Source organism: Novosphingobium sp. BL-S-32, assembly GCF_056857055.1.
In genome coordinates this window covers 1870098-1891548 of the sequence record NZ_CM166477.1, presented here as the reverse complement: position 1 = coordinate 1891548, position 21451 = coordinate 1870098, and the positions used below count along the sequence as shown (strand labels likewise).

23 protein-coding genes and 1 pseudogene are annotated in these 21451 nt (G+C 61.8%); 13 read left to right on the top strand and 11 right to left on the bottom strand.

The genetic code is table 11. The features are described from left to right. The first annotated feature begins 3 nt into the window (after positions 1 to 3). Complete coding sequence (locus AC1VVK_RS24715) at positions 4 to 1434, top strand: dihydrolipoyl dehydrogenase (protein ID WP_482905798.1); 1431 nt, start codon at positions 4 to 6, stop codon at positions 1432 to 1434. 243 nt (positions 1435 to 1677) lie between these two features. Then, complete coding sequence (locus tag AC1VVK_RS24710) at positions 1678 to 1845, top strand: DUF1328 domain-containing protein (RefSeq protein WP_482905797.1); 168 nt, start codon at positions 1678 to 1680, stop codon at positions 1843 to 1845. A 160-nt stretch (positions 1846 to 2005) separates the two neighbouring features. Here the strand turns inward: AC1VVK_RS24710 and AC1VVK_RS24705 are convergent, their stop codons facing one another. Continuing rightward, positions 2006 to 2602, bottom strand: coding sequence for a CGNR zinc finger domain-containing protein (locus tag AC1VVK_RS24705; protein ID WP_482905796.1), 597 nt, complete (start codon positions 2600 to 2602; stop codon positions 2006 to 2008). A gap of 61 nt (positions 2603 to 2663) precedes the next feature. Between AC1VVK_RS24705 and AC1VVK_RS24700 the strand changes: the two genes are divergently transcribed. From AC1VVK_RS24700 to AC1VVK_RS24675, 6 genes are all read left to right on the top strand, one after another. Next, positions 2664 to 3191, top strand: a complete 528-nt coding sequence (locus tag AC1VVK_RS24700) for a lipocalin-like domain-containing protein (RefSeq protein ID WP_482905795.1) — start codon at positions 2664 to 2666, stop codon at positions 3189 to 3191. 7 nt (positions 3192 to 3198) lie between these two features. After that, positions 3199 to 4038 carry an SDR family oxidoreductase gene (locus tag AC1VVK_RS24695; RefSeq protein WP_482905794.1) on the top strand — a complete coding sequence of 280 codons (840 nt, stop codon included), beginning with the start codon at positions 3199 to 3201 and terminating at the stop codon, positions 4036 to 4038. Between the two features lie 180 nt (positions 4039 to 4218). Beyond that, entirely contained in the window at positions 4219 to 4791 is a 573-nt protein-coding gene (locus AC1VVK_RS24690) for a sigma-70 family RNA polymerase sigma factor (protein WP_482905793.1), read from the top strand. Further along, positions 4784 to 5503, top strand: a complete 720-nt coding sequence (locus tag AC1VVK_RS24685) for an anti-sigma factor (RefSeq protein ID WP_482905792.1) — start codon at positions 4784 to 4786, stop codon at positions 5501 to 5503. The genes AC1VVK_RS24690 and AC1VVK_RS24685 overlap by 8 nt, the downstream gene beginning before the upstream one ends. A gap of 80 nt (positions 5504 to 5583) precedes the next feature. Beyond that, on the top strand, positions 5584 to 6153 hold the full coding sequence (locus AC1VVK_RS24680) for a fasciclin domain-containing protein (protein WP_482905791.1): 570 nt from the start codon (positions 5584 to 5586) through the stop codon (positions 6151 to 6153). 160 nt (positions 6154 to 6313) lie between these two features. After that, a complete protein-coding gene (locus tag AC1VVK_RS24675) occupies positions 6314 to 6952 on the top strand; it encodes a glutathione S-transferase family protein (protein ID WP_482906773.1) in 639 nt (212 codons plus the stop codon). 91 nt (positions 6953 to 7043) lie between these two features. Here AC1VVK_RS24675 and AC1VVK_RS24670 read toward each other — a convergent pair whose 3' ends face one another. The 5 genes from AC1VVK_RS24670 to AC1VVK_RS24650 form a co-directional block, all read right to left on the bottom strand. Continuing rightward, positions 7044 to 8123 (bottom strand): MBL fold metallo-hydrolase, encoded by a 1080-nt coding sequence (locus AC1VVK_RS24670; RefSeq protein ID WP_482905790.1) that lies wholly within the window; start codon positions 8121 to 8123, stop codon positions 7044 to 7046. Between the two features lie 230 nt (positions 8124 to 8353). Further along, complete coding sequence (locus AC1VVK_RS24665) at positions 8354 to 8932, bottom strand: PRC-barrel domain-containing protein (protein ID WP_482905789.1); 579 nt, start codon at positions 8930 to 8932, stop codon at positions 8354 to 8356. A 70-nt stretch (positions 8933 to 9002) separates the two neighbouring features. Continuing rightward, positions 9003 to 9413 (bottom strand): low affinity iron permease family protein, encoded by a 411-nt coding sequence (locus tag AC1VVK_RS24660; protein WP_482905788.1) that lies wholly within the window; start codon positions 9411 to 9413, stop codon positions 9003 to 9005. A gap of 103 nt (positions 9414 to 9516) precedes the next feature. After that, on the bottom strand, positions 9517 to 10431 hold the full coding sequence (locus tag AC1VVK_RS24655) for an NAD(P)/FAD-dependent oxidoreductase (RefSeq protein WP_482905787.1): 915 nt from the start codon (positions 10429 to 10431) through the stop codon (positions 9517 to 9519). Positions 10432 to 10439: 8 nt separating this feature from the next. Then, on the bottom strand, positions 10440 to 10649 hold the full coding sequence (locus AC1VVK_RS24650; RefSeq protein WP_482905786.1) for a ComEA family DNA-binding protein: 210 nt from the start codon (positions 10647 to 10649) through the stop codon (positions 10440 to 10442). A 260-nt stretch (positions 10650 to 10909) separates the two neighbouring features. Here AC1VVK_RS24650 and AC1VVK_RS24645 point away from each other — a divergent pair, with 260 nt between their 5' ends. Beyond that, positions 10910 to 11173, top strand: a complete 264-nt coding sequence (locus tag AC1VVK_RS24645; RefSeq protein ID WP_482905785.1) for a hypothetical protein — start codon at positions 10910 to 10912, stop codon at positions 11171 to 11173. A 147-nt stretch (positions 11174 to 11320) separates the two neighbouring features. Here AC1VVK_RS24645 and AC1VVK_RS24640 read toward each other — a convergent pair whose 3' ends face one another. Beyond that, on the bottom strand, positions 11321 to 12265 hold the full coding sequence (locus AC1VVK_RS24640; protein WP_482905784.1) for a TIGR03557 family F420-dependent LLM class oxidoreductase: 945 nt from the start codon (positions 12263 to 12265) through the stop codon (positions 11321 to 11323). Positions 12266 to 12740: 475 nt separating this feature from the next. Here AC1VVK_RS24640 and AC1VVK_RS24635 point away from each other — a divergent pair, with 475 nt between their 5' ends. The 3 genes and pseudogenes from AC1VVK_RS24635 to AC1VVK_RS24625 all read left to right on the top strand — a co-directional run bounded on the left by AC1VVK_RS24635 (position 12741) and on the right by AC1VVK_RS24625 (position 14725). Beyond that, complete coding sequence (locus AC1VVK_RS24635) at positions 12741 to 13592, top strand: SDR family oxidoreductase (protein WP_482905783.1); 852 nt, start codon at positions 12741 to 12743, stop codon at positions 13590 to 13592. Between the two features lie 47 nt (positions 13593 to 13639). Continuing rightward, positions 13640 to 13861: pseudogene (locus AC1VVK_RS24630) on the top strand (zinc-ribbon domain-containing protein); the annotation flags it as partial. A 132-nt stretch (positions 13862 to 13993) separates the two neighbouring features. Then, the gene (locus AC1VVK_RS24625; protein WP_482906772.1) at positions 13994 to 14725 is read left to right on the top strand and encodes a putative zinc-binding metallopeptidase; all 732 of its coding nucleotides are present in this window, start codon (positions 13994 to 13996) and stop codon (positions 14723 to 14725) included. 149 nt (positions 14726 to 14874) lie between these two features. Here the strand turns inward: AC1VVK_RS24625 and AC1VVK_RS24620 are convergent, their stop codons facing one another. Genes AC1VVK_RS24620 through AC1VVK_RS24610 form a run of 3 tightly spaced genes read right to left on the bottom strand, consistent with a single transcriptional unit; the run spans position 14875 to position 18694 of the window. Then, a complete protein-coding gene (locus AC1VVK_RS24620) occupies positions 14875 to 17208 on the bottom strand; it encodes a xanthine dehydrogenase family protein molybdopterin-binding subunit (RefSeq protein ID WP_482905782.1) in 2334 nt (777 codons plus the stop codon). Further along, positions 17205 to 18191: an FAD binding domain-containing protein gene (locus AC1VVK_RS24615; protein ID WP_482905781.1), complete on the bottom strand. Its 987-nt coding sequence runs from the start codon at positions 18189 to 18191 to the stop codon at positions 17205 to 17207. Before AC1VVK_RS24615 ends, AC1VVK_RS24620 begins: the two co-directional genes overlap by 4 nt. Beyond that, complete coding sequence (locus tag AC1VVK_RS24610; protein ID WP_482905780.1) at positions 18188 to 18694, bottom strand: 2Fe-2S iron-sulfur cluster-binding protein; 507 nt, start codon at positions 18692 to 18694, stop codon at positions 18188 to 18190. Before AC1VVK_RS24610 ends, AC1VVK_RS24615 begins: the two co-directional genes overlap by 4 nt. Positions 18695 to 19018: 324 nt before the next feature. Here AC1VVK_RS24610 and AC1VVK_RS24605 point away from each other — a divergent pair, with 324 nt between their 5' ends. Further along, positions 19019 to 19336, top strand: coding sequence for a low affinity iron permease family protein (locus tag AC1VVK_RS24605; RefSeq protein ID WP_207904976.1), 318 nt, complete (start codon positions 19019 to 19021; stop codon positions 19334 to 19336). 239 nt (positions 19337 to 19575) lie between these two features. On the opposite strand, the gene AC1VVK_RS24600 is transcribed toward AC1VVK_RS24605, so the two are convergent. Further along, positions 19576 to 20931, bottom strand: coding sequence for a patatin-like phospholipase family protein (locus tag AC1VVK_RS24600; protein WP_482905779.1), 1356 nt, complete (start codon positions 20929 to 20931; stop codon positions 19576 to 19578). Positions 20932 to 21451 lie beyond the last annotated feature (520 nt).

The following is a 21451-nucleotide window of genomic DNA, read 5'->3' as shown; positions in this document are numbered from 1 at the left end:
CCCATGAGCGAGAATCAAGCCCGCACGATTGTCCTGCAGACCGATGTCGCGGTAATCGGCGCCGGCACCGCCGGTCTCGCTGCCGAGCGCGCCGCGCGCAAGAACAGGGCCTCCACCCTGTTGATCGATCCCGATTTCAACGGGACCACGTGCGCGCGGGTGGGCTGCATGCCCTCCAAGCTGCTGATCGCCGCAGCCCGTGAAGCCGCGCGTATCGGGCGAGCGAGCCTGTTCGGGATAGAGGTCGATGGCGTCAGGATCGATGGTCCTTCCGTCCTGCAGCGCGTGCGCGCGGAGCGTGACCGGTTCGCCCGCCTGGTACGCGAGTCGATCACCCGGCTGCCAAAGGACGTGGCGATCCACGCACACGCCCGTTTCGAGGGGCCCGGCCGCCTCATTCTCGACGACGGGCGGCGCGTGGAAGCGCGGGCGATCGTCATCGCTACCGGCTCTGCGCCGATCCTGCCCGCGCCTTTCGCGGCGCTGGGGGAGGCAGCGCTCACCAGCGACACGGTGTTCGAACTGGCGGACCTGCCGAAACGCCTGGCGGTGGTCGGCTCGGGCGCCATCGGCCTCGAACTGGCGCAGGCGTTCGCCCACCTTGGCGTTGAAGTCGCGCTGTTCGACAAGGGCGCGCGCATGGCCAAAGTGCGCTGCAACAAAGTCCATGGCCGGTTGCGCGAGGTTCTGGAAGATGATCTCGCCCTGCATCTCGGCGTCGACGTCATGCCCTATGCGACAGAGCGTGGCGTGCGCCTGAACTGGAGCGGCGCGAGCGAGGGCGAGGCGGAATTTGATAAGGCGCTCGTCGCCGTCGGGCGAAAGCCGCAGCTGGACGGGCTCGATCTCGACAAGGCCGGGCTCGACCTCGACGATCATGGCGTTCCCCGGCACGAGCGCACGACGATGCGCTGCGGGGAAAGCGCTGTCTTCCTGGCAGGAGATGCAGCGGCCGATCTGCCGCTCCTGCACGAAGCTTCGCACGAGGGCGCCATCGCCGGCCGCAACGCCGCTGCCTATCCCGCGCCGATCCCGGCGGCGCGCAACACGCCCATTGCCATCACTTTCACCGAACCGGTGCTGGCCACGATCGGCAAGGCGGAAGAGGAGGGGACGGTCACCGGATCGGCGGATTTTTCCGATCAGGGCCGCGCGCGCGTTGACGGGCTCAATTGCGGGGTGCTGACCCTTTACGCCTCAGCGCCCGACGGGAGGCTGATCGGTGCCGATCTGATCACGCCTGCGGGCGAGCATCTGGCACACATGCTGGCCTGGGCGGTGCAGGGCGGCTTAACTGCGACGCAGCTTCTGGCCATGCCCTTCTATCATCCGACCATCGAGGAAGGATTGAAAAAGGCACTCCGCACCATCTGTGCCGCTACGCCCATCGCGCTCCCTCCCGATCAGGATGCCGGTACGCCCGCGGGCGCGTGATGGCCCGCTTCACGAAAGGCACCGCGTGATCTGCCAATTTTCGAGAGCACGACAACCAATTCGGGCGATACAACTGCCTCCAGGACGGGCAGCGCAGAAGCCGCGCCGGGAAAATACCAAACTCGCTCTCTATAATTGGCGTCGGCCTTCGCAACATCTCTTGGAACACCGGGGGCGGCCGAAAGTTCTGCAAGAGAGCTGCTCGAAAAGGTCGGCGCAGCGTTTATATAAAGGAGAGCCCTCATGTTTCGCTGGGCCATCATTTTTGCCGTTGTCGCGTTAATCGCGGCGCTTCTGGGCTTTGGCGGCGTAGCAGGTCTTTCTGTCAGCCTTGCAAAGCTCTTCCTGCTCGTTGCGGTCGTAATCCTTGTTCTTGGCTATTTCTTCGGTCGCGGCAGAAGAGTGCCTTGAGGCATGACGGTTCGACATATTGCGGTTCGCCAGAGACTGTCGGCCGTAACCTGAAGTTTCAGATCTCACGGCAGGAGGCTCTCGAGCGCTCGCTCCTGCCGTGACCTTTCATCCCCGCCCAAATGGGAGGGGACTCGAAATGTGCGTTCTTTGGCCGGCGTCACACGTCGGTTGGCGGCGTTCGCTTGCGCCGCCGAAATTCTGCGACCTTGGCCTTGTTTCCACAGGCCGACATCGAGCACCAACGCCGATCACCAGAGCGCGAAGTGTCTACGAATTGGATCGTACAGGTAGGCGACTGACATTGGCGAATGTTCGCCGCGTCCTCGTTGCCGAACAGGTGAACTGCTTTCCTTGCCAGGAACGACAATAGACCCGCGACCGATCCATCGAGCGTAAGCCCGCCGTCCGCACCCAGGACCGGCGCCGCCGCCGGGGCTGCGGCGATGCGATTGAGCTCATCGCGTGCATCAGCGTCGAAGTCCGACCCTTCCAGCCCTCCAGCGAGTTCGAAAATCGCCTCCCGTAGGGAGCAAGCTGTTGCCAGGTCTGCCTCTGTCGCACCGGGCGAGGATGCCACCATCCCTGCCGATACCAGCCAACGGTCGAGATCTTCCGGCGTTGCCAGCAACTCGCGAGGAGCGGGCTTGAGTCTGCCCTGAAGCGTCGCTGCCAGATCGATTGCGGCGTTGCCGCCTCGAAACCGAAAGCCATCCCGATCCTCGGGGAGGGAAACCGCCGTGCGATGTTTTCTCATGTAACCTTATTGACAGGTTTCTCGGATCGGCGCAACTGATGTAACCGCACAAAGAAGTTACATGGAGGCCGCCGTGAATCATCGCGTCTCGTTTGCGTCTATCGCCGCTGCTTCATTGCTATCCGGGGCCGCCCCCGGGGCGGCGCAATCTCGGGAAGACATCACTTCGCTGCAGGGCACATGGACGATGGTCTCCGCCTACGAGATCAAGGCCGATGGCACGCGCTCGACCAATTACGGGGAGCATCCGCTTGGCCTGCTGACGATCGATGCTGCACACCGATACAACATGCAGATTTACAGGGTCGGCCGGCCTTCCTTTGCCAGCGGGGATAAAGCACGCGGTACGACGGAAGAATACCGGCAGGCGGTGGTGGGATCGAGTACGCACTTTGGCACCGTCGCGATCGACAGGGCTAGGCACAAGCTGGTGTTCGATGTGACAGCCGCCTCCTTTCCCAATTGGCAGGGCAAACGGCAGGAGCGTGACTATACCTTCAAGGATGGCCTTCTGACTTATGCCGTTCCAGCCGGTGCATCGAGTAGCGGAATAGTCGCCTATTCGGTCTGGCAGCGCCTCGACCCGTGAAACGACCATGATCGAGGAAATCGCGAATTCCGCTTGGGCGGAGCACCAATCCCACGTTTCGGCGCAGTTTTCTGCCCTGCTCGCAGCTATTTCGCGGCGTATCGCCCAGTTCGTGCCAAGCCTTCCTTTCATGAGAAGTACCCAGAACATGAGCGATATACTTTCCAGGCAAACCGTTGTCGTGATCGGGGGCGGAAGCGGCATCGGCGCAGCAGTGGCCGAACTTTCGCGCTCGAAGGGCGCCCGGGTCGTTGCCATCAGCCGATCCGGCAGCGCTCCCCAAGGCGTGCAACCAATCGCACTCGATGCCTGCGATCTCGATGCGCTCGGCAACGCCTTCGCCGCCATTGGTCCTATCGATCACCTCATATATACGGCAGGTTCGAGAAGCACGGCAACGGCGTTGCCCCTGCTTGATCCCGACGACCTGTCGCTGGCGTTCGACATCAAACTCTTTGGCGCAATCCATGCCGTTCGATTGGCCCTGCCTCATCTATCGGCTCACGCGTCGATAACATTTACCTCAGGCCAGGTGTCCCGCAAATATGGCATTGGCAGCATGGTTAAGGGCGCAGTCAACGCCGCTACCGATGCGGCGGCCCGCCATTTGGCGAAAGAACTGGCCCCGCGCCGTGTCAATGTCGTCAGTCCAGGCATTGTGGACACCCCAACCTGGGGGGAGACCGGGTCCGATGTCCGTACGGCGTTTCTTACCCGCGTGGCAGCCGGGCTTTCGGTGGAGCGGGTCGGCACGCCGCAAGATCTGGCTCACGCCTATCTCTTCGCCATGAGCAACGCCTTCGTCACGGGATCGGTGATCGACGTCGATGGCGGCGGGCTTTTGTAAACTGGGAGGTAAAGAGCGGGGACAGTCCCGTACTGGTTCCAGGCCTCAAGAACCTGAGAACTGCGACGCCGCTCGCCAGAACACGAGCGATGTCGCGCAGAAAGTTCCACCGCTTTGGCGCAGACAGCTCAGAGCCATCAGGGAGTTTGAAACACAGTCCCAGACTGATAGGCTGGGTCCGTGGAAGATGCAGACGCCGAGCGCCAGAAACTGATCGCCGCGTTGGGCAGGGTGGCCTGCGGCGAGCGATCAGCACTCCGCGAAGTCTATGAGAAGACATCGGCGAAGCTTTTCGGCGTGTGCCTGCGTATCTCCGCTGACCGAGAGGCTGCGGAGGATATTTTGCAGGACGTGTACATCAAGGTGTGGAATCGGGCCGACAGGTTCGATCCCGGACGTTCCAGCCCGATCACGTGGCTTTGTGCGATAGCGCGCAATGCCGCGATCGACTGGAGCCGGGCATCGCACCGGCTTGGAACTGCCGGCACCGTCCCGCCGGAAGAGACCGCTGACCAGATCGCCGACAATACCTTGCCGGCCGACCAACGGATCGAGCAGGACCAGCTTCAGGCGCGCATAGTGTTCTGTCTTGACGAACTGGAGCAGCGGCAAAGCGATTCCATTCGGGCCGCCTTTTTCGATGGCCTGACTTATGCAGAGTTGGCAGAGCGCATGGCCGTGCCGCTCGGTACCATGAAAAGCTGGATTCGACGTGGGATGCAGCGGCTGAAGGAGTGTATCGGTGATGGCTGATACGCCGTTGCCTCCCGACGAGCGCGATGCTCTGGTTGCCGAACTGGCACTTGGCGTTCTGAGCGCAAGTGAGCGTGCAGACGCACTTCGGCGCCTTATAGCCGATCCCAACTTCGCGCCTGAGGTGATCCACGAATGGGATCGACGGCTCGAACCACTTTATGACCAGTACGCTCCGATCCAGCCACCTTCGCACCTATGGGCAAGGATCGAGACGGGCATTGCCGGTGCTACGTCTTCAATTGACCCTGGCAATCGGCGGTTGCGCATTTGGCAGGGCAGCGCGCTCATGGCGGGTCTGGTTGCTGCCTCGCTAGCGCTGATGCTGGTTTTGCGTCTCTCGCCCGCCACCACGGCAGGTAATCCGCAACGCACGGAACAAGTCGTCATCGCCCAGTTGACCGGGGCGCCCGATGGCCCCGTGGTTCTCGCCCGCTTTGATCCTGCAAGCGGACGGCTTGCGCTACGTCCGTCCGGCATAAAGCCGGGCACATTGCAGCCCGAGCTCTGGATCATTCCGGATGATGGTAAGCCGCGATCGCTGGGATTGATTCCGCGCGATGCCGAAAGTCATGTCCTGGTCGGCGCCGCGCTCCGAGCGTACATGACGGAAGGCGCGACACTGGCTGTCACCATGGAGCCGGGTGTCGGCGCGCCCCACGCTGCCCCCAGTTCCACCCCGATCGCTTCCGGAAAAATATCACTGATCTGACTGCATCCAGCGGCAGCCCGCCGTCGTAGCTGTCATGCACGCCCGCCTTTCGGGACGCGCGACACAGGAAGGATGCCAGGATGTCAAATATCCTCACGAAGCTCTCTCTTTCGCTCGCTGGCGCGGCGCTGCTCGCCGCCGGCGCGCCGATCGTGGCGGCAAGCATGGGAGCTAACCCGATGGTCGGCGGCGCCGCGATGTATCCATCGAAGGACATCATCGACAATGCCGTCAACTCAAAGGACCACACGACGCTAGTCGCTGCGGTGAAGGCAGCGGGTCTGGTCGACACGCTCAAGGGAGCAGGGCCGTTCACCGTCTTCGCGCCGACCAATGAAGCTTTTGCCAAGCTGCCTGCCGGTTCCGTCGACACGTTGTTGAAGTCGGAAAACAAGGCGACGCTGACCAAGCTGCTCACCTATCATGTCGTTCCCGGGCGCCTGACCGCCAGGGATATCGCCGCGAAAGCGAAGATGGGCGGCGGCAAGGCCACGCTCACGACTGTCGAAGGCGAGAAGCTGACTGCCTGGGAAAAGGACGGCGCCTGGTATCTGACCGATGCCAAGGGTGGCACCGCAAAGATCACTATCGCCAACGTCATGCAGTCCAACGGCGTCATTCATGTGGTGGATACGGTGCTGATGCCCTGAGCACAGGCTCGGGGCGGGAAAGCCCGCCGATCGTGGGGGTCGGCGGGCTTTCCTTTTGTAAATCCTGCAAATGTTGCCCAAGCTCCAGGGCGCGCTCGGGCAACCAAGTGCGGAACCGACCGTTGGTCTGATTGTGTCCCCGCAATGGAACCCAATGGCGATGATCACCGTCCACCATCTGGAGAATTCGCGATCGCAGCGCGTGCTGTGGATGCTTGAGGAACTTGGCCTTCCTTATGCAGTCAAGCGCTATGAACGCGATCCGAAAACGATGCTCGCGCCGCCTGAGCTGCGCTCTGTGCACCCTCTGGGAAAATCGCCGGCGCTGGTCGATCGCGATCCATCCGGCGCGAACCGTATCGTCGTGGAAACCGGCGCGATCGCCGAATACCTTGTCGACAAGGCAGACGGCCGGCTTGGCAAGCCTTATGGCGAGGATGCGGCGATGCGTTATCGCCAGTTCCTGTACTATGCCGAAGGCTCGTTGATGCCGCCGCTTCTGGTCAATCTGGTGCTGGAGCGCATACCAGTTCTGGGAAAAGTGGCGCAGAAGCGCCTGCAACCCATGATCGACGTGCATCTGGATTTCGTGGAGCGCGAATTGAGCGCCCGTCCCTGGTTTGCCGGAGACACATTCACGGCAGCCGACATCATGATGAGCTTTCCGCTCGAAGCAGCAAGGGATCGCGGCTTCTTGACTATCGGCCGGCCGATGACCGGGATCTGGCTCGAAACGATACAGGCAAGACCCGCCTATCAGGCGGCACTCGACAAAGGCGGCCCCTATCGGTTTGCGTGATTCCGACGATCGGCTTGGCCCTCAGGTAACGGTCACTCTCGCGCAATTTCAGGGAAGCAGCCAGATAGGGTGTCCAGGATAAGGCGCGCTTCTAGCTTCGCCGCCCGAAGTGATAGCTCGCACCGACCACCGATCGAATGACCTTGTCTGGCATCGCTTCCGATGCGGAAGCGATGAACACGTCGCCGCTGCAATGGCCGGGAATGACATAGTCGGGATCGATTGCCTGCATCATCGCCACCGTCTCCAACGCCTGCGCCCTGGTTTGGGGCGGGACGAGATGAAACCCTCCGACAATGGCGTGGATGCGATTGACGCCGGAAACAGCCTGTGCGCGGCGCACGGTGTTGATGATGCCGCGATGACTGCATGAGCCAATGACGACCAGCCCGCGGCCTGCCACGTTGTACACGGTTCCCAATTCGTGGATCGCGTCATCTACAATGAAATCGACATCGCGTTTTGCCGGATCGAGCAAGGCGCGGTTGCAGTTCTGACCCGGAAGCATCGCAGTCGGGACGCGAGGACGTTCGGTCGTTACGAACGGAATTTCGCCCGTGGTGAACGCTTGTCCGGCGACCGACTGTGGGTCCGGCGACACGACGAGCTGAATGCCGGCCTGTCCCAGTGCAGCGCGATCAATTGCGCCGAAGGATGATGTCCCGGGTGTGACACCGCGCAGCCTTGCACAGAACGCTTCCTCGCCGCCGACGAACAAGGGTGTGCCACGACGGACCGCTGCAGTTCCCAGCAGGCCATCCAGCCCCCCGAAATGGTCGTAATGTCCATGGCTGAGCACCATCGCATCAAGCGTAGCCGGATCGGCACCGATCAGCACAAGGTTGTTGAGCAATGCCTGCGATGTGTAGCCAAAATCAATGAGAACGTTTTTTGGTGTCGCTCCAGAGCCCGGCGTGCTGCGGGCAAGAAGCGAATAGCCCCATTCGGCAGAGTAGGTCTGATGATAGTCCCGTGCTGGGTGCGGGGGAGACACCGATATATCGGGGCGTTCGAATTCCGTCATGAATACGTTGGCGAAATTGTCGACGACGACCGTCAGATTTAGTGAATCAACGAGCGGCACTTTCGGTATTTCTGCGTCGGCCGCGCGCGGAAACCGAAAGAGCGCTGCGACTCCCAGACCCATCAATGCTCTTCGATTCAGTTTCATTTCTTCATCCCCAGCTTGCATTAAAGCTCACTGAGCGCAGGCGCCCGGTCAAGATTTCAATTGGATCGGTTGTCCTCTTTGCGGCGGGTTGGAACTCAGCAACCAATAGACTGAACTTGGCCCGATCCGGTTTGGCCGAAGTGTGAAGTCCTCGAGCAGGCGCGTACGCGCGCCCAAGGCAACGCCGACAGCCCGATCGTTTTGGCAGAGTTCCGCTCTCTCGGTCGAGGTCACCCGCCATGGACGAAGGCGGGCCATTCATCGGTCTCGAGAGGTTCGATTTGCTCAAAGTCGGCTTCGGAAAGCGCCAACGCCAGCGCATCGCAGCCAAATCTGATCATTCCGGCAGATACGGCACGTAGAACTTCATTCAGTCCCCCAACTGCACTGGTAGCCACAACCACGTAGCTGATCTCACCGGAGCGGCATTCAATAAGCGCATCAACGGCTTTCCCGACGTGTTTGCCGTTGGCCGTGACCACGGGCATGCCCTTCAAGCCCGCTGCCGTGAAAAGGGTGGCGCTTGCCGATCTGCGGCTCGCCGAGGTTGCCGACCTGGCGCCATCTTCGTGAGCGGTCTGGCGTCCCAGCCAGCGCCATACACCGACAAGATTGACCAGCGTCAAAAAGGCATTTGCAACAATCAGAGAGGTTTGCCCCGACGCAATGCCGACTATCGTCCAGCAAATTGAGCCCAGGGTGAACACCGCGAAGCCCCACCCGGTCACGCGGGCGCCGATATTGGCGGCCGTCATCATTGCGGCTGTCATGGTGGCAATCGGGGCAATCCAGTTAGCGAGGTCGTTCATTCTGGCTGCCCTCGTTAAACGGGCTGGAGGTTTGCTATCCCTGGGTCCGTCCAGATGCCTCCGGGGGCGCTCAATAGCGGGACAGTAGGCTGTCTACCGTCCGGGTGACTGTGCGATCCTTGTCGCCTTCAGAGCGTATGTCTTTTTCCAGCGCGGCGCGAATTTCACAGATTTGCGCATCGGTCAGATGCTCGATGCCCACAAACTGGGACCGGGCGCTCTCCTGAGACCGCAGGATTTCATCGAGTTTGGCCTGCATCGCCGCGCCGTCGCGGTTCTGGCTGTTCTGAATCAGAAATACCGCAAGGAAGGTCATGACCGTGGTGGCAGTGTTGATGATCAGTTGCCAGGTGTCGGAGTAATGGAGCGCCGGGCCGCTCACGGCCCAGAGAATGACAGCGGCCACCGCGACAACGAAGGCCGAGGGGCGGCCCATCCAGTTCGCCGCTTTGGAAGCGATTGCAGTGAAGAAGCGATCCATAAGAAATTCCTGAAGCTGGAGACCGCAAAAGCGATCAACACGGCAATCGCACCCATGAGGAAACGAAGCTAGAACTGGCTTTGTTGCTACGCTCTGAAGAGAATTAGCGGGCGAGCGGGCTCTGCTCTTCAAGGTCATTCCGGATAGTTGTCGCCGCCACGCCGGCCTCGCCCATCGCGTGGCTGATTTGATCCAGCCCTTTGCTCACGTCGCCTGCCGCGTAGAGCCCCGGAACCGTCGTTCGCTGGTGCGCGTCGACGACAAGGCACCCGTCGGCACTGCATTCGGCGCCAAGGGCGCTCGCGAGTTCGGAGCGGATTTGCGATCCAAGCGCGGGATAGACGGTATCGAACGCAAGAATGCCCTCGGGGGTAGGAACCAGGATCGCTCTGTCCTCAAGCTGCAACGACGAGCAGGGGCCGTCGACCAGGTGCACGCCCAGATTGCCTAGCATTTCCCTTTGCCGCGCTGAAAGGTCGTGGCAGCTGTCGGGCGCGATCAAGGTCACCAAGCGACTGTACATTCTGAGAAAGATCGCCTCGTTGTAGCCGTGGGTATGCGTGCCGAGGACTGCGACCTTTTTGTCCGTGACTTCATAACCATCGCAAATTGGGCAGTAGCGGATCAAGCCTCTGGCAAGCGCCTCGTCGTGCACCGCGCAAGGCAGGTCCGGGCGATTGTTCACAACGCCTGTCGCAAGCAGGACTGTCCTTGCCGTCAGGCGGAGCTTTCCCAGTTCGGCCTTAAAGCCGCCAGCGCTCCGCTTCAGGTTCGTAACAGAACCAGAAATGATGTTGCCGCCGAACTCCGCCGCCTGCTCGCGCATCCTGCCGAGCAATTCCTTGCCGGAGATACCTCCAGGATATCCCGCGTGGTTGCGCGTATGGGGGATCAGCGCAGCCCGACTGTTTCCGTCATCGATTATCGCCAGCTTGAGGTGGAAGCGCCCCAGGTAGATCGCTGCGGTTAACCCGGCAGGCCCGCCACCGATAACAAGACAGTCAAGCAGCTGTTCCATGACGGATCTCAGTCGATCGATCTTCGAGCGCTAACGGTCAGAGGCGCGTTTTGATCTACCTTTCCGGCAAGTCCGGGCACTTCGTCGAGTTGATGTACCGCGGTAAAGCGGCCACGGTCTTCGCGGTAGCGCACGATCTCAAAGCCATGGCCCTTTAGGCAGTCCACAGTGTCGAGTTCCTCGGCCGTAGCTGTATTGATGTCGATCCGGGATTCCATGCCGACTCATCCTCTGCCTGCGTAAACGTGACCGATGAGCTGAACGCCTGGAGGGCTGGCCAGTTGCCCGTGGTGGCAAAGCCGCAGAAGCAACCAAAGCCGCGCGCAACCCTCACGATGTTGCTGGGGTTACGCATGCTCGGTAAATGACGGGAAACGAACAGCGCGTAAACGCTCGCGGCGCCGCCTCGACATAACATGGAGGCGCCGCCCTGGCTGTAGGGCGGCATTGTCGATGCTACGCTTTATCGGACGAGGCGATGAAGGAGATGATCGTGAATATTGAGCGACCACCCTCAGAAGTGCGGGTTTTCGGGTGGCTGACGCTGCCAGTGCTCAAGACATTCGGCTATCTGGTTTCCACAGCAAGCGTCATCCTCCTCGCGATTGTGTCTTGGCCCAAGGCAAAGGAGGACCCGCTGCTTATGGGCTGCCTGTTTGCCGGCGTAGCCACATCGATCATTGGGATGTTCTGCCGCTGGCTGACGTACCAGATCGAGAATCGCGCCAAACGCGGAGCCTGAGATCATCACGTTCTCCCGGTTCAGAATTCAGCATTCTTCAAACGGAAGTCGGGATCCGTACCCAGCAGCAGTGTATCTGTCTCATAGCCTCACAAGCGGATGAATCTGCGGTCGCCGATCTAACGAAGCGGAGTCCAGAGTGGCTGACTATCCTTCCAGTTTCGGGCGCAGTCTTTCCTCGAAAAAGCGGATGAACCCGGATTGATCCGGGCCAATGCCCGTCAACACGATGTGATCGAAACCGGCATCGAGCGCTTTCTCGATCGCCTCCAGATGTTTGCCCGCATCGGGGCCGGCCGGGATCCTATCGGCGAGGTCGTCCGGCCGGACGAACTTCGTCGCGGTCTCGAAACCCTCGACGGTCGGTATCTCGCTGTTGACGGACCAGTCGAATGCCGAAAAGCGAAAGCGCTCATGCGCGATCTTTCGTCCCTCGTCCTCGCTGGACGCGTAGGCGAGGGCGACTTCGACGTATTTCGGACCATGCGGAAAGCTGCTCGCAATTGCCCGATCGGGATCCGTCGTCATGATCCCATCGGCCTTGGCCCGGGCAAGTTCGATCGATGCCGGGCCGCTGACGCCCAGAACGATGGGAAGGGGTTTGTTCGGCAGGTCGAAAACCTGCGCGTGATCCACGGTGAAGTAGGCGCCCTGAAAATTGTGCGCGCCCTCCGACCACAGGAGGCGGAAGATATCGATGGCTTCCTCCAGCATGGCGTGCCTCTCCGGGATCGACGGCCAGAGTTCTCCCGTGACATGCTCGTTGAGCCGTTCGCCTGCGCCAATGGCGAGCGAAAAGCGATTGTCGCTCATGACCGCGATGGTTGCGGCCGCCTGAGCTATGATCGCGGGGTGATAGCGGATGATAGGGCAGGTCAATCCGGTTGTGATCCCGACCTTGGACGTCGCGTGCGCGATCGCCCCAAGCACGCTCCACGCGAATGGCGCGTGCCCCTGGTCGAACAGCCACGGGTGGTAGTGGTCGGAAATCGAGACGAAATCGAACCCCGCCTGTTCGGCGGCGAGAGCGTTGGCAACGAGTGCCTTGGGCCCGTGCTCCTCGCTCATCAGCTTATATCCGAAACGCGCCATCGATCGTCTCCAGTAACGTCTGGTTCCAACGCCCCAAGGGACGATAGGTTCGCCAGACCGGTGCTCGATCCTGAACGGCAGGAAGGTCGGCGGCGTCCTGGGGCAAGTTGGCGAACCTTTGACCTGTCAGAGGTCTAATTTACGACTGGTCTCACAGGAGCTAACGCCATTGCTTCAGTTCTCAGCCTTCGTGGGCGTGACAATAACGGCACCATCATCGACCTTGAAGATGGTTCAGAAGTATCCGTTCTGGCGACGCGGCAGGGGAGGTCGTCGCCCGTCTCGACCTCGATCCTCTCGAATTCGTGAGCGGCAAATATGCGGGAGACGATCTCCCGAGGAATCCGACGAGGGCGAATACGGCGACGAGTGAGATCGGTCAGATCGCCGCCAGCTGCTCCGATAGCGGGGCGGAATGACGGAGAGTCCTCAACCAAAGCTGCCCCGCTTCGTTTTCTCGAGGAAGGAGCCGATCATGACCGAGACCGCACCGATGATCCATGAAGATGCCCTGCCGGGGCACGAAAGCAAGCTGGAGCCGCAACCTCAATGGCAGCCGCGTTATCCGGGGTCCTCCCGCCTTGCCGGCAAAGTGGCAATCGTGACCGGAGCGGACAGCGGCATCGGGCGGGCGGTGGCGGCTCTCTTTGCGCGCGAAGGTGCGGATGTCGCAATCGTGTACCTGTTGGAGGACGACGATGCCGAGGAAACCCGGCGCATCGTGGAAGGCGAAGGTCGCCGCGCCATCACGATCCGGGCGGATGTGGGCTCTACCGAAATGTGCGATCATGTTGCCCGGGAGACGATGAAGGCGTTCGGCCGGATCGATGTGCTCGTCAATAATGCCGGCGAACAGCACCCCGACAAGGACGTTACAGACATTTCCGAAGAACAGCTTCGCCGCACATTCCAGACCAATATCTTTGGCATGTTCTTCATGGTGCAGGCGGTTCGGCCACACCTCAAGGCGGGCGCTGCCATTGTCAATTGCACTAGCGTCACGATGTACAAGGGAAGCAAGGAATTGCTCGACTACAGCGCGACCAAAGGGGCGATCACGGCGTTCACGCGTTCGCTTTCGGAAAATCTGGTAGGCGAGGGCATCCGCGTGAATGCCGTTGCGCCTGGTCCGATCTGGACACCGCTCAATCCTTGCGGCGGGGCCAGCGAGAAAAAGCTGGAGCATTTTGGCGAAAGCACACCGATGGGACGGCCCGGACAGCCCAACGAGGTGGCGCCTTCATTCCTGTTCCTGGCTTGCGAGGATGCCAGCTACATGAGCGGGCAGGTGCTCCATCCCAACGGCGGGACTGTGGTCAACGGCTGATTTGTCTGGCCGACCGGCCTGCGAGTACACAAGACTGGGATGATCAGATGCGTGCATTTCCTTGCCCGAATTGCCACCGACTGCTCCATTTCGAGGCGCGGCTCTGTCCTGGGTGCTCTGTCACGCTGGGGTATGATCCCGCCGCGGACACTTTCCGGTTTCTTGCAGACAATGCGACCCAGTGGCGTGATGACGGCGGCGCCTCGGCCGAGGTTGTCGTTTGCGCCAACAACGACGATTTTCAGATCTGCAACTGGCTTGTCGAGAAGGACGAACCGACCGCCCTATGCCGTGCGTGCCGGCATAACCGCACAATTCCCGATCTCGCCGAACCCTCCGTACCCGCGCGATGGGCTAGGATAGAGGAAGCCAAGCGCAGATTGTTCCATACGCTTCTGAAATTGCACCTGCCGCTGGAGACCAAAGTAGCCGGGCAGGCAGGCGGGCGGGGACTGGCCTTCGATTTTCTTTACGATCGCGCAGCCGAAGCTGCGGGAACGCCGCAAATCCTTACCGGCCACGATGGCGGCGTTATCACGCTCAATCTCGTCGAGGCCGACGATGCCGAGCGCGAGCGCATCCGGCACGCGGTGGGCGAACCCTATCGCACGCTTCTGGGCCATTTCCGGCACGAGGTGGGGCATCATTTCTGGTCGCGCTTGATCGGCAATGATCCGGACGAGCTGCAGGCATTCAGGCAGGTATTCGGCGACGAGACAGCCGACTATCAGGCAAGCCTCCAGGCGCACTATGGCAGCGGTAACGGCAAAGTGTGGACCGACGATTTCGTCAGCTATTATGCTACTTCGCACCCTTGGGAGGACTTCGCCGAAACGTTTGCCCATTATCTGCATATCGTCGACGTGCTGGCCACTGCGGGCGGTTTTGGCCTTTCCTTGTCCTCGATCGAGGAATGGGCGGGTTCTTCTCCCTCGTCCCCTGTGCTAGATCCTTACACGGCCGACGCGGCACAGCTCGCCGAAAGAATGGCGCCGCTGTCGTTCAGCATGAATGCCATGAACCGTGCGATGGGACAGCCTGATCTCTATCCGTTCCACCTTTCGCCGTCGATCGTGCGCAAACTGGATTACGCCGCGCGGTTGGTAGCGAAAGCGGCTGTATCGGAAAGGTGAGAATCCATCGACGCCGTGCCGCAGGAGAACAACGCCTCAACCCGCCGGAGGGCAACACATTCCCGGAATGCATTCCGACGGGTTCTTCGCCTCCGAGCCTGAGGCTTTGAAGGCGCGAACGGGTTTCCGGGATTGGCGCAGGCGAAACGTCAAAGCAATTTATCGAGCGTGATCGGCAGATCGCGCACCCGTTTGCCCGTGGCGTTGAAGACCGCATTGGCAATGGCAGCGGCGGTGCCCGTTATCCCGATCTCGCCTATGCCACGGGCGCCCATCGGGGTGTGAGGATCGGCTATGTCATTCCAGATCACGTCGATTTCCGGCACGTCCATGTGCACGGGTACGTGATATTCCGAGAGGCTGGGGTTCATTACCCGTCCGCTGCGCTCGTCGAACTGGGTCTCCTCCATCAGCGCAAGGCCCATGCCCATGATGATGCCGCCGCGAAATTGGCTGGCGGCAGTCTTCGGATTGAGGATGCGCCCGCAGTCGAACGATCCGAGGAAGCGGCTGATGCGCGGCTCGCCCGTCACCGCATTCACGCGCACTTCGCAGAACATCGCGGCATGACTGTGCATCGACCAGTGCATGGTTTCGAGCGGATCGGGCGGGCTCGCCTCGACGGTAAGGCTTTTCTGCCCGGCGCGCCGGAGGATCGAGGCATAGCTTTCCTGGCGATCGGGCGTGTCGTGCTTGCAGAGGCCCCCGTCGCGCCCGGCCACCTCGTCCGGACCGAGCCCTGCGAGAGGGGAATCGTTCCCGGCGATCCGCAGCAGTTCTTTCACCAGCGCGCGGTGCGCTGCGATAACCGAGGCACCGATGGACGCGGTCTGCTGGGATCCTCCCGCCAGTACCACGCCGGGAAGAGTGGAATCGCCATAGTTGAACGCAACCGCATCGAGGGGGAGGCCCAGACGTTCGGCCGCGACTTGCGTTTGGGCGGTCGCAGTGCCCATGCCCATTTCGTGTGCAGCGATATCCACCGTGGCGTGGCCCTCGTCGGTCAGCGTGATCCGCGCGGCGCCGCCGGGCATGCGGTAATACGGATAAGTGCCGGTGGCGCAGCCCATGCCGATCAGCCATTCCCCGTCGCGGTGAGCTGCGGGGCGCGGACTGCGCAAGTGCCAGCCGAAGCGCTCGGCGCCGGCGCGCCAGCTCTCGGACAAGTGGCGCGAGGAGAAGGGCAGGCCGGAGAGGGGATCCTTCTCCGGCTCGTTGCGCAGGCGCAGTTCAATGGGATCCATGCCGAGCGCTTCGGCAAGTTCATCCATGGCGCTCTCCAGCGCAAAGGTGCCGACGGATTCTCCCGGCGCGCGCATGAAGGTGTTGGCCAGCATGTCCAGTTCCACGGTCTGCACATCGAGCAGCATGGTCTCGGCGGCGTAGGCGCTTCGCGTGGGCATGATAAAGGGTTCGGGAAGGACGTTGTGCCTGGTCTTGGCGGTGGTTCCCGTATGGATCAACGCCTCGAGTTGGCCTTCGCGGCTGGCGCCAAGGGCGACACGTTGCTCCGTCAGCGATCGCCCGCCGACCAGCCGGTAGACACCCTCTCGCGAGAGCACGAGGCGGACCGGGCGTCCCGCCAATTTTGCCGCAGCAGCGGCGAGGATCTGATGCTGCCACAGACACTTGCCCCCGAAGCCGCCGCCAACGAAGGGTGACGTGACGACGACCTGGTCCTCCTCTATCCCGAACATGCGCGCAATCGACCAGGCGGTGTGGGCGACGAGTTGGGAAGCGTCGTGAATGCGCAGTGTGTCGCCGTCCCAGGCGACGGTTGCAGCGTGAAGCTCGATGGCGTTGTGATTGTGGCGCGGCGTTCGATAGGTGGAGTCGATCCGCACTTCCGCTGCGGCGAGGGCGGTCTCGGCATCGCCGCTGGCATTGTGGAGCGGCTGCCCCATGAACAGGCCGGGCGCAGTGCCCTGCGCCATGGCCTGCGCGAAGCTGGTGGTGGGGGGCTCTTGCGCATACGTCGCGCGGACAAGCGAAGCGGCATGATCGGCCTGCTCCTGCGTCTCGGCCAGAACGACGGCGATGGGCTGGCCGTTCCAGTGCACCCGGTCATCCTGCATCACCGGCAGATCGTCCCCGCCGGCCGCCTTGGCAGCCGACATGAACACCGGCGGCGGGGTCAGGCGCGGGGCATTGAGATGCGTCATCACTGCGACCACGCCGGGCGCCGCTTCTGCCTCGGCAGTATCCAAAGCAGTGACGCGACCGCGCGCGATCGTGGCGTAGGAAAGCGCGCCGTAGACCATGCCTTCGAATGAGAATTCGGCCGCGAACCGTGCATTGCCCGTTACCTTGAGCGGGCCGTCGATACGTGAGACGGGCTGGCCGACGTGGCCATGGCGATGCTGGATCAGCGGGTCGGGCTTGCCGCCGGGAACCCAGCTGTCGGGCGCCAGCGCAACGGCCTTGGCCATCATTCCCTGCATTGCGCCCTGGGCCGCTTGCTTGGCGTCTTTTGCGATGCTCATGCCTGCTCTCCCGCCAGTTCGCTCAACACGGCTGCGATCGTGCGACGCGCCAGTTCGATCTTGAAACGGTTGCCCGGCAGCGGCTGGGCTGCGGACAGTTCCGCATCTGCTGCGGCGAGAAAGACGGCCGGTTCCGGCGGTTTGCCGCGTATCAGTGCTTCAGCCTCGTGGGCGCGCCACGGTTTGTGCGCTACCCCGCCCAGTGCGAGACGGACATCGGTGACGATGCCGTCCTGCACGTCCAGCGCCGCAGCGACCGAGATCAGTGCAAAGGCATAGCTCGAGCGGTCGCGCACCTTACGGTAAGTGGAGTGCCGGGCAATGGAGAGCGGGGGCAGGACCAGGGCGGTGATGAGTTCGCCGGGCTCCAGGCATGTGTCTATTTGCGGAAGATCGCCTGGCAGGCGGTGGAGCTCGTCGAAGGGGAGACTGCGAGCGCCGTGCACGCTTTCCACATTCACGGCCGCGTCGAGCGCCGCAAGCGCCACGCACATATCGGACGGATGGACAGCCACGCAGCAGGGGGATGCGCCGAGAATTGCGTGGTAGCGGTTGAAGCCGTCGATGGCATCGCAGCCCTCGCCGGGCTGGCGCTTGTTACAGCGGGACCCGCCGTTGTCGTAGAAATAGGCACAGCGCGTGCGCTGGAGCAGGTTGCCGCCGACCGTTGCCATATTGCGGATCTGCGCGCTGGCGCCCCCGACGATGGCGCGCGAGAGCATGGGATAGCGGGTGCGGATCAGTGGATGCTCGGCAACCGCGGTATTGCGCGCAGCGGCACCGATCACGAGCCCGCCATTGGCGCTTTCACCGATATCGGCGGGCATGCCGGTGACGTCGACGAGAGCAGTGGGGCGCTCGACTGTTTCGCGCATGAGGTCGACCAGATTGGTCCCGCCGCCGAGGAAGCGGGACCCGGCAGTCTGCGCTCGCTGCACGGCCTCGCTGACATCGGCGGCGCGGGCATAGCGAAACGGGCTCATGGCTCCAGTTCCGCGAACGTCTCGACAATGGCCTCGACGATGCCGTTGTGCGCGCCGCAGCGGCAGAGATTGCCGCTCATCCGCTCACGCAGTTCATCGTGGGTGAGCGCGATGACGGGGGCGGCAAGGTCCCGCGTGACATGACTGGGTACGCCGCGCCGCAGTTCCTCGGCCATGCCGATGGCAGAGCAGATCTGCCCTGGTGTGCAATAGCCGCATTGGAAGCCGTCATGTTCGATGAAGGCCGCTTGCAGGGGATGGAGCCCCTCATCCGTAGCAAGGCCCTCAACCGTAGTTATCGCCCGCCCTTCGTACTGCACCGCCAGGGCGAGGCAGGACAGAATGCGTTCGCCGTCGGCGAGGACTGTGCACGCCCCGCATGCGCCCTGGTTGCAGCCCTTCTTGGTGCCCGGCAGGTGAAGATGCTCGCGCAGCAAGTCGAGCAGTGACACGCGTGGGTCGTCGGGCAGGGAAACTATCGTACCGTTGACGGCGATGGTCATCGCAGTGCCTCCGTAATATCGGCAACCGGTTATTGTCTGCGCCTGGCGCAGTGCCATCCACCCAACGTCACGGATGACGCTTGGTGCCTGAGCAGTGGAGCTTCTTCGACATTGGGCCGCTCGAGGCCAATTCCGAACGCGGCATTCGTCTGAGCTAATCTTCCAATGATTCTCGTTATTTGACAGTCGCCTTTTCACGCCGGCGCCATCTGCATCGCAGCAAAAAATAGGCTTGCTGGATTTCGCCGATCAAAATCACACGAAAGCGGCATCTATTGTCTAATGAATGTCTTTTCTTTGGGATCTACAAGCAGGGAGGTCCGCGTGAATTATGTCCGATCGACGCTCACGCGCTGCGGCGTTCTCATGGCGCGCCCCGCGGCGTTTCTCATTCTAGCCGTCTACTGCGCTGCATGGGCCATTTTTGAGCCGAAGACATTGGACTGGCATGGCTATGCGACGCTCGCCACATGGCTGATGACACTGTTTATCCAACGCGCCGAGCACCGCGACACACAGGCCATCCATGCCAAACTCGATGAGTTGTTGAGGCATGATCCCAATGCACGGACATCACTGGAACACGAGGATGAAGCTGAGCCGGAAGTCATTGAACGCCACAGACAGGAAGATCAAACCTGATCCCTGACCGGCAGGGCCATGCCCTTTGCTCGCCATGCAGTTTTGCAAGGAATTTCAACGAGAAGCGGGCTCAAATTCATGCCGGAACGAAATACTTCGGCCTTACCCGTTTTCCCGGTTTCTCGTGCGTCGCAAACTCGCCGCAACGTTTACACAAAAGGCCCACCGGATCGCCTCGGAAAGCCCGGGCGGCGACCGCCCCGCGCCGCCTGATAGACATGTCGCCGCTCAGTCTGACATCATGGGGCCAATCCCGCGTCCGGCTGCGCCGGCCGCTTCAGGCAGCCGCTGGCCTGGCCCGCACGAGCCTCGCCGATGGCATAAAGTGCGCGCATATTGTCGCGATCGAACAGCGGGGCCTTGGTATCGATTTCGGTAGGCACCAGTGCACAGAGATGAAACGGTATGCCGCGTTCCCGTGCAAAGGCCTTTAGCTCGTCGGCATTGTTTCGATCGAGCTGGCCGAGAACCGTCCCCAAGGCATGCGACATGATGGTCAAGGTTCTGGGCTTCACCATCTCGAAATCGGGCTCGAGGACGCCGTTGTATATGAGGAAGATCGCGGCATTGGATCGCGGGGCGGCCGGGTTGGCCGCGATCAAGCCTGTCGGCAGCGTGAAGAAACCGCCGATGGCGCCGCCGTCGACGTGCATCTCGCTGATCCGGCGACCGCGGATGGTCGTGCTGATCAGTACTGGCGGGAAAGCGCCGGGAATGCTTGCCGAAGCGAGCAGGACACGCCGAAACAGCGCGGCACGTTCGGGTTCATTACTCGCAGCGATAGCGCCCATGTCCCAGATCGTGCCCTGCTGAGCGTCGAGCTGCGTGGTCATGACCAGCAGACGCCGCCCCCGCCGATGCTCGGCAGCTATCCGGTCGAGCAGGGCGGGGGTGACATAGCGGGCGATCAACGCGGCGAGCGGCCGGCTGTCGAGCAGGCTCGGACCGCCGAGAAGGCCGCCCAGAACTCGCTTGCGGTAAATGTCCTTGCTGCTGATATTGGTGTAGATCGCCGTGAGCGTGGAATCTTCCGCAGATCCCAGAAACGCGAAAGGCGCGATCAACGCCCCGGTGCTGACCCCGGTGACGATATCGAATTCGGGGCGGGATCCCGTCCGGGACCAACCGGTCAGGAGGCCGGCACCGAACGCCCCCTTATCCGAGCCGCCCGAAAGCGCCAGCAGCGTTGCAGGCGCCGCGAGCCCGCTCGCCGCGCGATCCTGACGCAAGGTCTCGCCCCACCGGCTATAAGCGGCGTCATCGCCTTTGGCCCAAAAGCGGACGGGCTGTGCCTGCACGGCCGAGGTCTGCGCCAGATCGCCCAGACTGTAAGGCGTTCTGGGCGGCATGGTCGCACAAGCAGCCAATATCGAGCTCATCAGTATTGCCGCGAGCAGACTTGAAAAGCTCATACGTCGATTGGCCAGCGTGAGACCGGCAGCCATGCGCTTTGGCTGAGATCCTGCACTGCGATGAGAAAGTGAAAGCCGATCAGGAGAAGGAGCCACGAAGCCAGTCTCTCCGAGCACGCGTCGAAGACAGTTTACCGTCCATAGGAATGCGACCCCACGAGAGATTTCCAGATCTGCCTCCATTCAATCAGCGCGATATTCCAGAACGCTCTCCTCGCGCATCGGTGGCGGATCGATAATCAGGCACGTGCTTTTTTGCGGCTGCGATTACTGAAGCTGTGCCGGCACATCCCTCTGGAACGCGAAAACGATGGCGGCGTTAGCTTTCAAAGGAGGGGTGAGGAAGTTGGCAGGACCGTGGAACGAGCATCATTCCCAAAGCGCCTCGCGCGGCGTCAGGCCAAAATCCCGGCGGTGCTGCCGGGCGCTTTGTCGGCAACGGCCCGCCCATGAAGCGTCTAGGCTCGGCCGGGCTCGGCGATTCTGGAGACTGGGCGCTGAACTCAATTGCGAAGTCGAACAACAGACGAGCGCTGACACCTCGGAACCACCCAAGCAGGTGGGTTGAAAGTGACTGGAGTCCGGTCTGACCAAAACCTGGTCCACCGGAGCGGTGCATCTGTTCACATTATGTTCGCACCGTGCTAAACCGGTTCCATGGAAGCTGCCACTGATCACCCAGCCACTGGGAAGGAGAACCCGG

Excerpts from the sequence above, each read along its gene's own strand:
- AC1VVK_RS24655 (WP_482905787.1), bottom strand. The coding sequence starts at position 10,431 with ATGGAACAGCTGCTTGACTGTCTTGTTATCGGTGGCGGGCCTGCCGGG.
- AC1VVK_RS24635 (WP_482905783.1), top strand. The coding sequence starts at position 12,741 with ATGACCGAGACCGCACCGATGATCCATGAAGATGCCCTGCCGGGGCAC.
- AC1VVK_RS24680 (WP_482905791.1), top strand. The coding sequence starts at position 5,584 with ATGTCAAATATCCTCACGAAGCTCTCTCTTTCGCTCGCTGGCGCGGCG.
- AC1VVK_RS24665 (WP_482905789.1), bottom strand. The coding sequence starts at position 8,932 with ATGAACGACCTCGCTAACTGGATTGCCCCGATTGCCACCATGACAGCC.
- AC1VVK_RS24620 (WP_482905782.1), bottom strand. The coding sequence starts at position 17,208 with ATGAGCATCGCAAAAGACGCCAAGCAAGCGGCCCAGGGCGCAATGCAG.
- AC1VVK_RS24700 (WP_482905795.1), top strand. The coding sequence starts at position 2,664 with ATGGAGGCCGCCGTGAATCATCGCGTCTCGTTTGCGTCTATCGCCGCT.
- AC1VVK_RS24600 (WP_482905779.1), bottom strand. The coding sequence starts at position 20,931 with ATGGAGGCAGATCTGGAAATCTCTCGTGGGGTCGCATTCCTATGGACG.
- AC1VVK_RS24685 (WP_482905792.1), top strand. The coding sequence starts at position 4,784 with ATGGCTGATACGCCGTTGCCTCCCGACGAGCGCGATGCTCTGGTTGCC.
- AC1VVK_RS24640 (WP_482905784.1), bottom strand. The coding sequence starts at position 12,265 with ATGGCGCGTTTCGGATATAAGCTGATGAGCGAGGAGCACGGGCCCAAG.
- AC1VVK_RS24610 (WP_482905780.1), bottom strand. The coding sequence starts at position 18,694 with ATGACCATCGCCGTCAACGGTACGATAGTTTCCCTGCCCGACGACCCA.
- AC1VVK_RS24660 (WP_482905788.1), bottom strand. The coding sequence starts at position 9,413 with ATGGATCGCTTCTTCACTGCAATCGCTTCCAAAGCGGCGAACTGGATG.
- AC1VVK_RS24645 (WP_482905785.1), top strand. The coding sequence starts at position 10,910 with ATGAAGGAGATGATCGTGAATATTGAGCGACCACCCTCAGAAGTGCGG.
- AC1VVK_RS24615 (WP_482905781.1), bottom strand. The coding sequence starts at position 18,191 with ATGAGCCCGTTTCGCTATGCCCGCGCCGCCGATGTCAGCGAGGCCGTG.
- AC1VVK_RS24670 (WP_482905790.1), bottom strand. The coding sequence starts at position 8,123 with ATGAAACTGAATCGAAGAGCATTGATGGGTCTGGGAGTCGCAGCGCTC.
- AC1VVK_RS24675 (WP_482906773.1), top strand. The coding sequence starts at position 6,314 with ATGATCACCGTCCACCATCTGGAGAATTCGCGATCGCAGCGCGTGCTG.
- AC1VVK_RS24650 (WP_482905786.1), bottom strand. The coding sequence starts at position 10,649 with ATGGAATCCCGGATCGACATCAATACAGCTACGGCCGAGGAACTCGAC.
- AC1VVK_RS24715 (WP_482905798.1), top strand. The coding sequence starts at position 4 with ATGAGCGAGAATCAAGCCCGCACGATTGTCCTGCAGACCGATGTCGCG.
- AC1VVK_RS24705 (WP_482905796.1), bottom strand. The coding sequence starts at position 2,602 with ATGAGAAAACATCGCACGGCGGTTTCCCTCCCCGAGGATCGGGATGGC.
- AC1VVK_RS24710 (WP_482905797.1), top strand. The coding sequence starts at position 1,678 with ATGTTTCGCTGGGCCATCATTTTTGCCGTTGTCGCGTTAATCGCGGCG.
- AC1VVK_RS24695 (WP_482905794.1), top strand. The coding sequence starts at position 3,199 with ATGATCGAGGAAATCGCGAATTCCGCTTGGGCGGAGCACCAATCCCAC.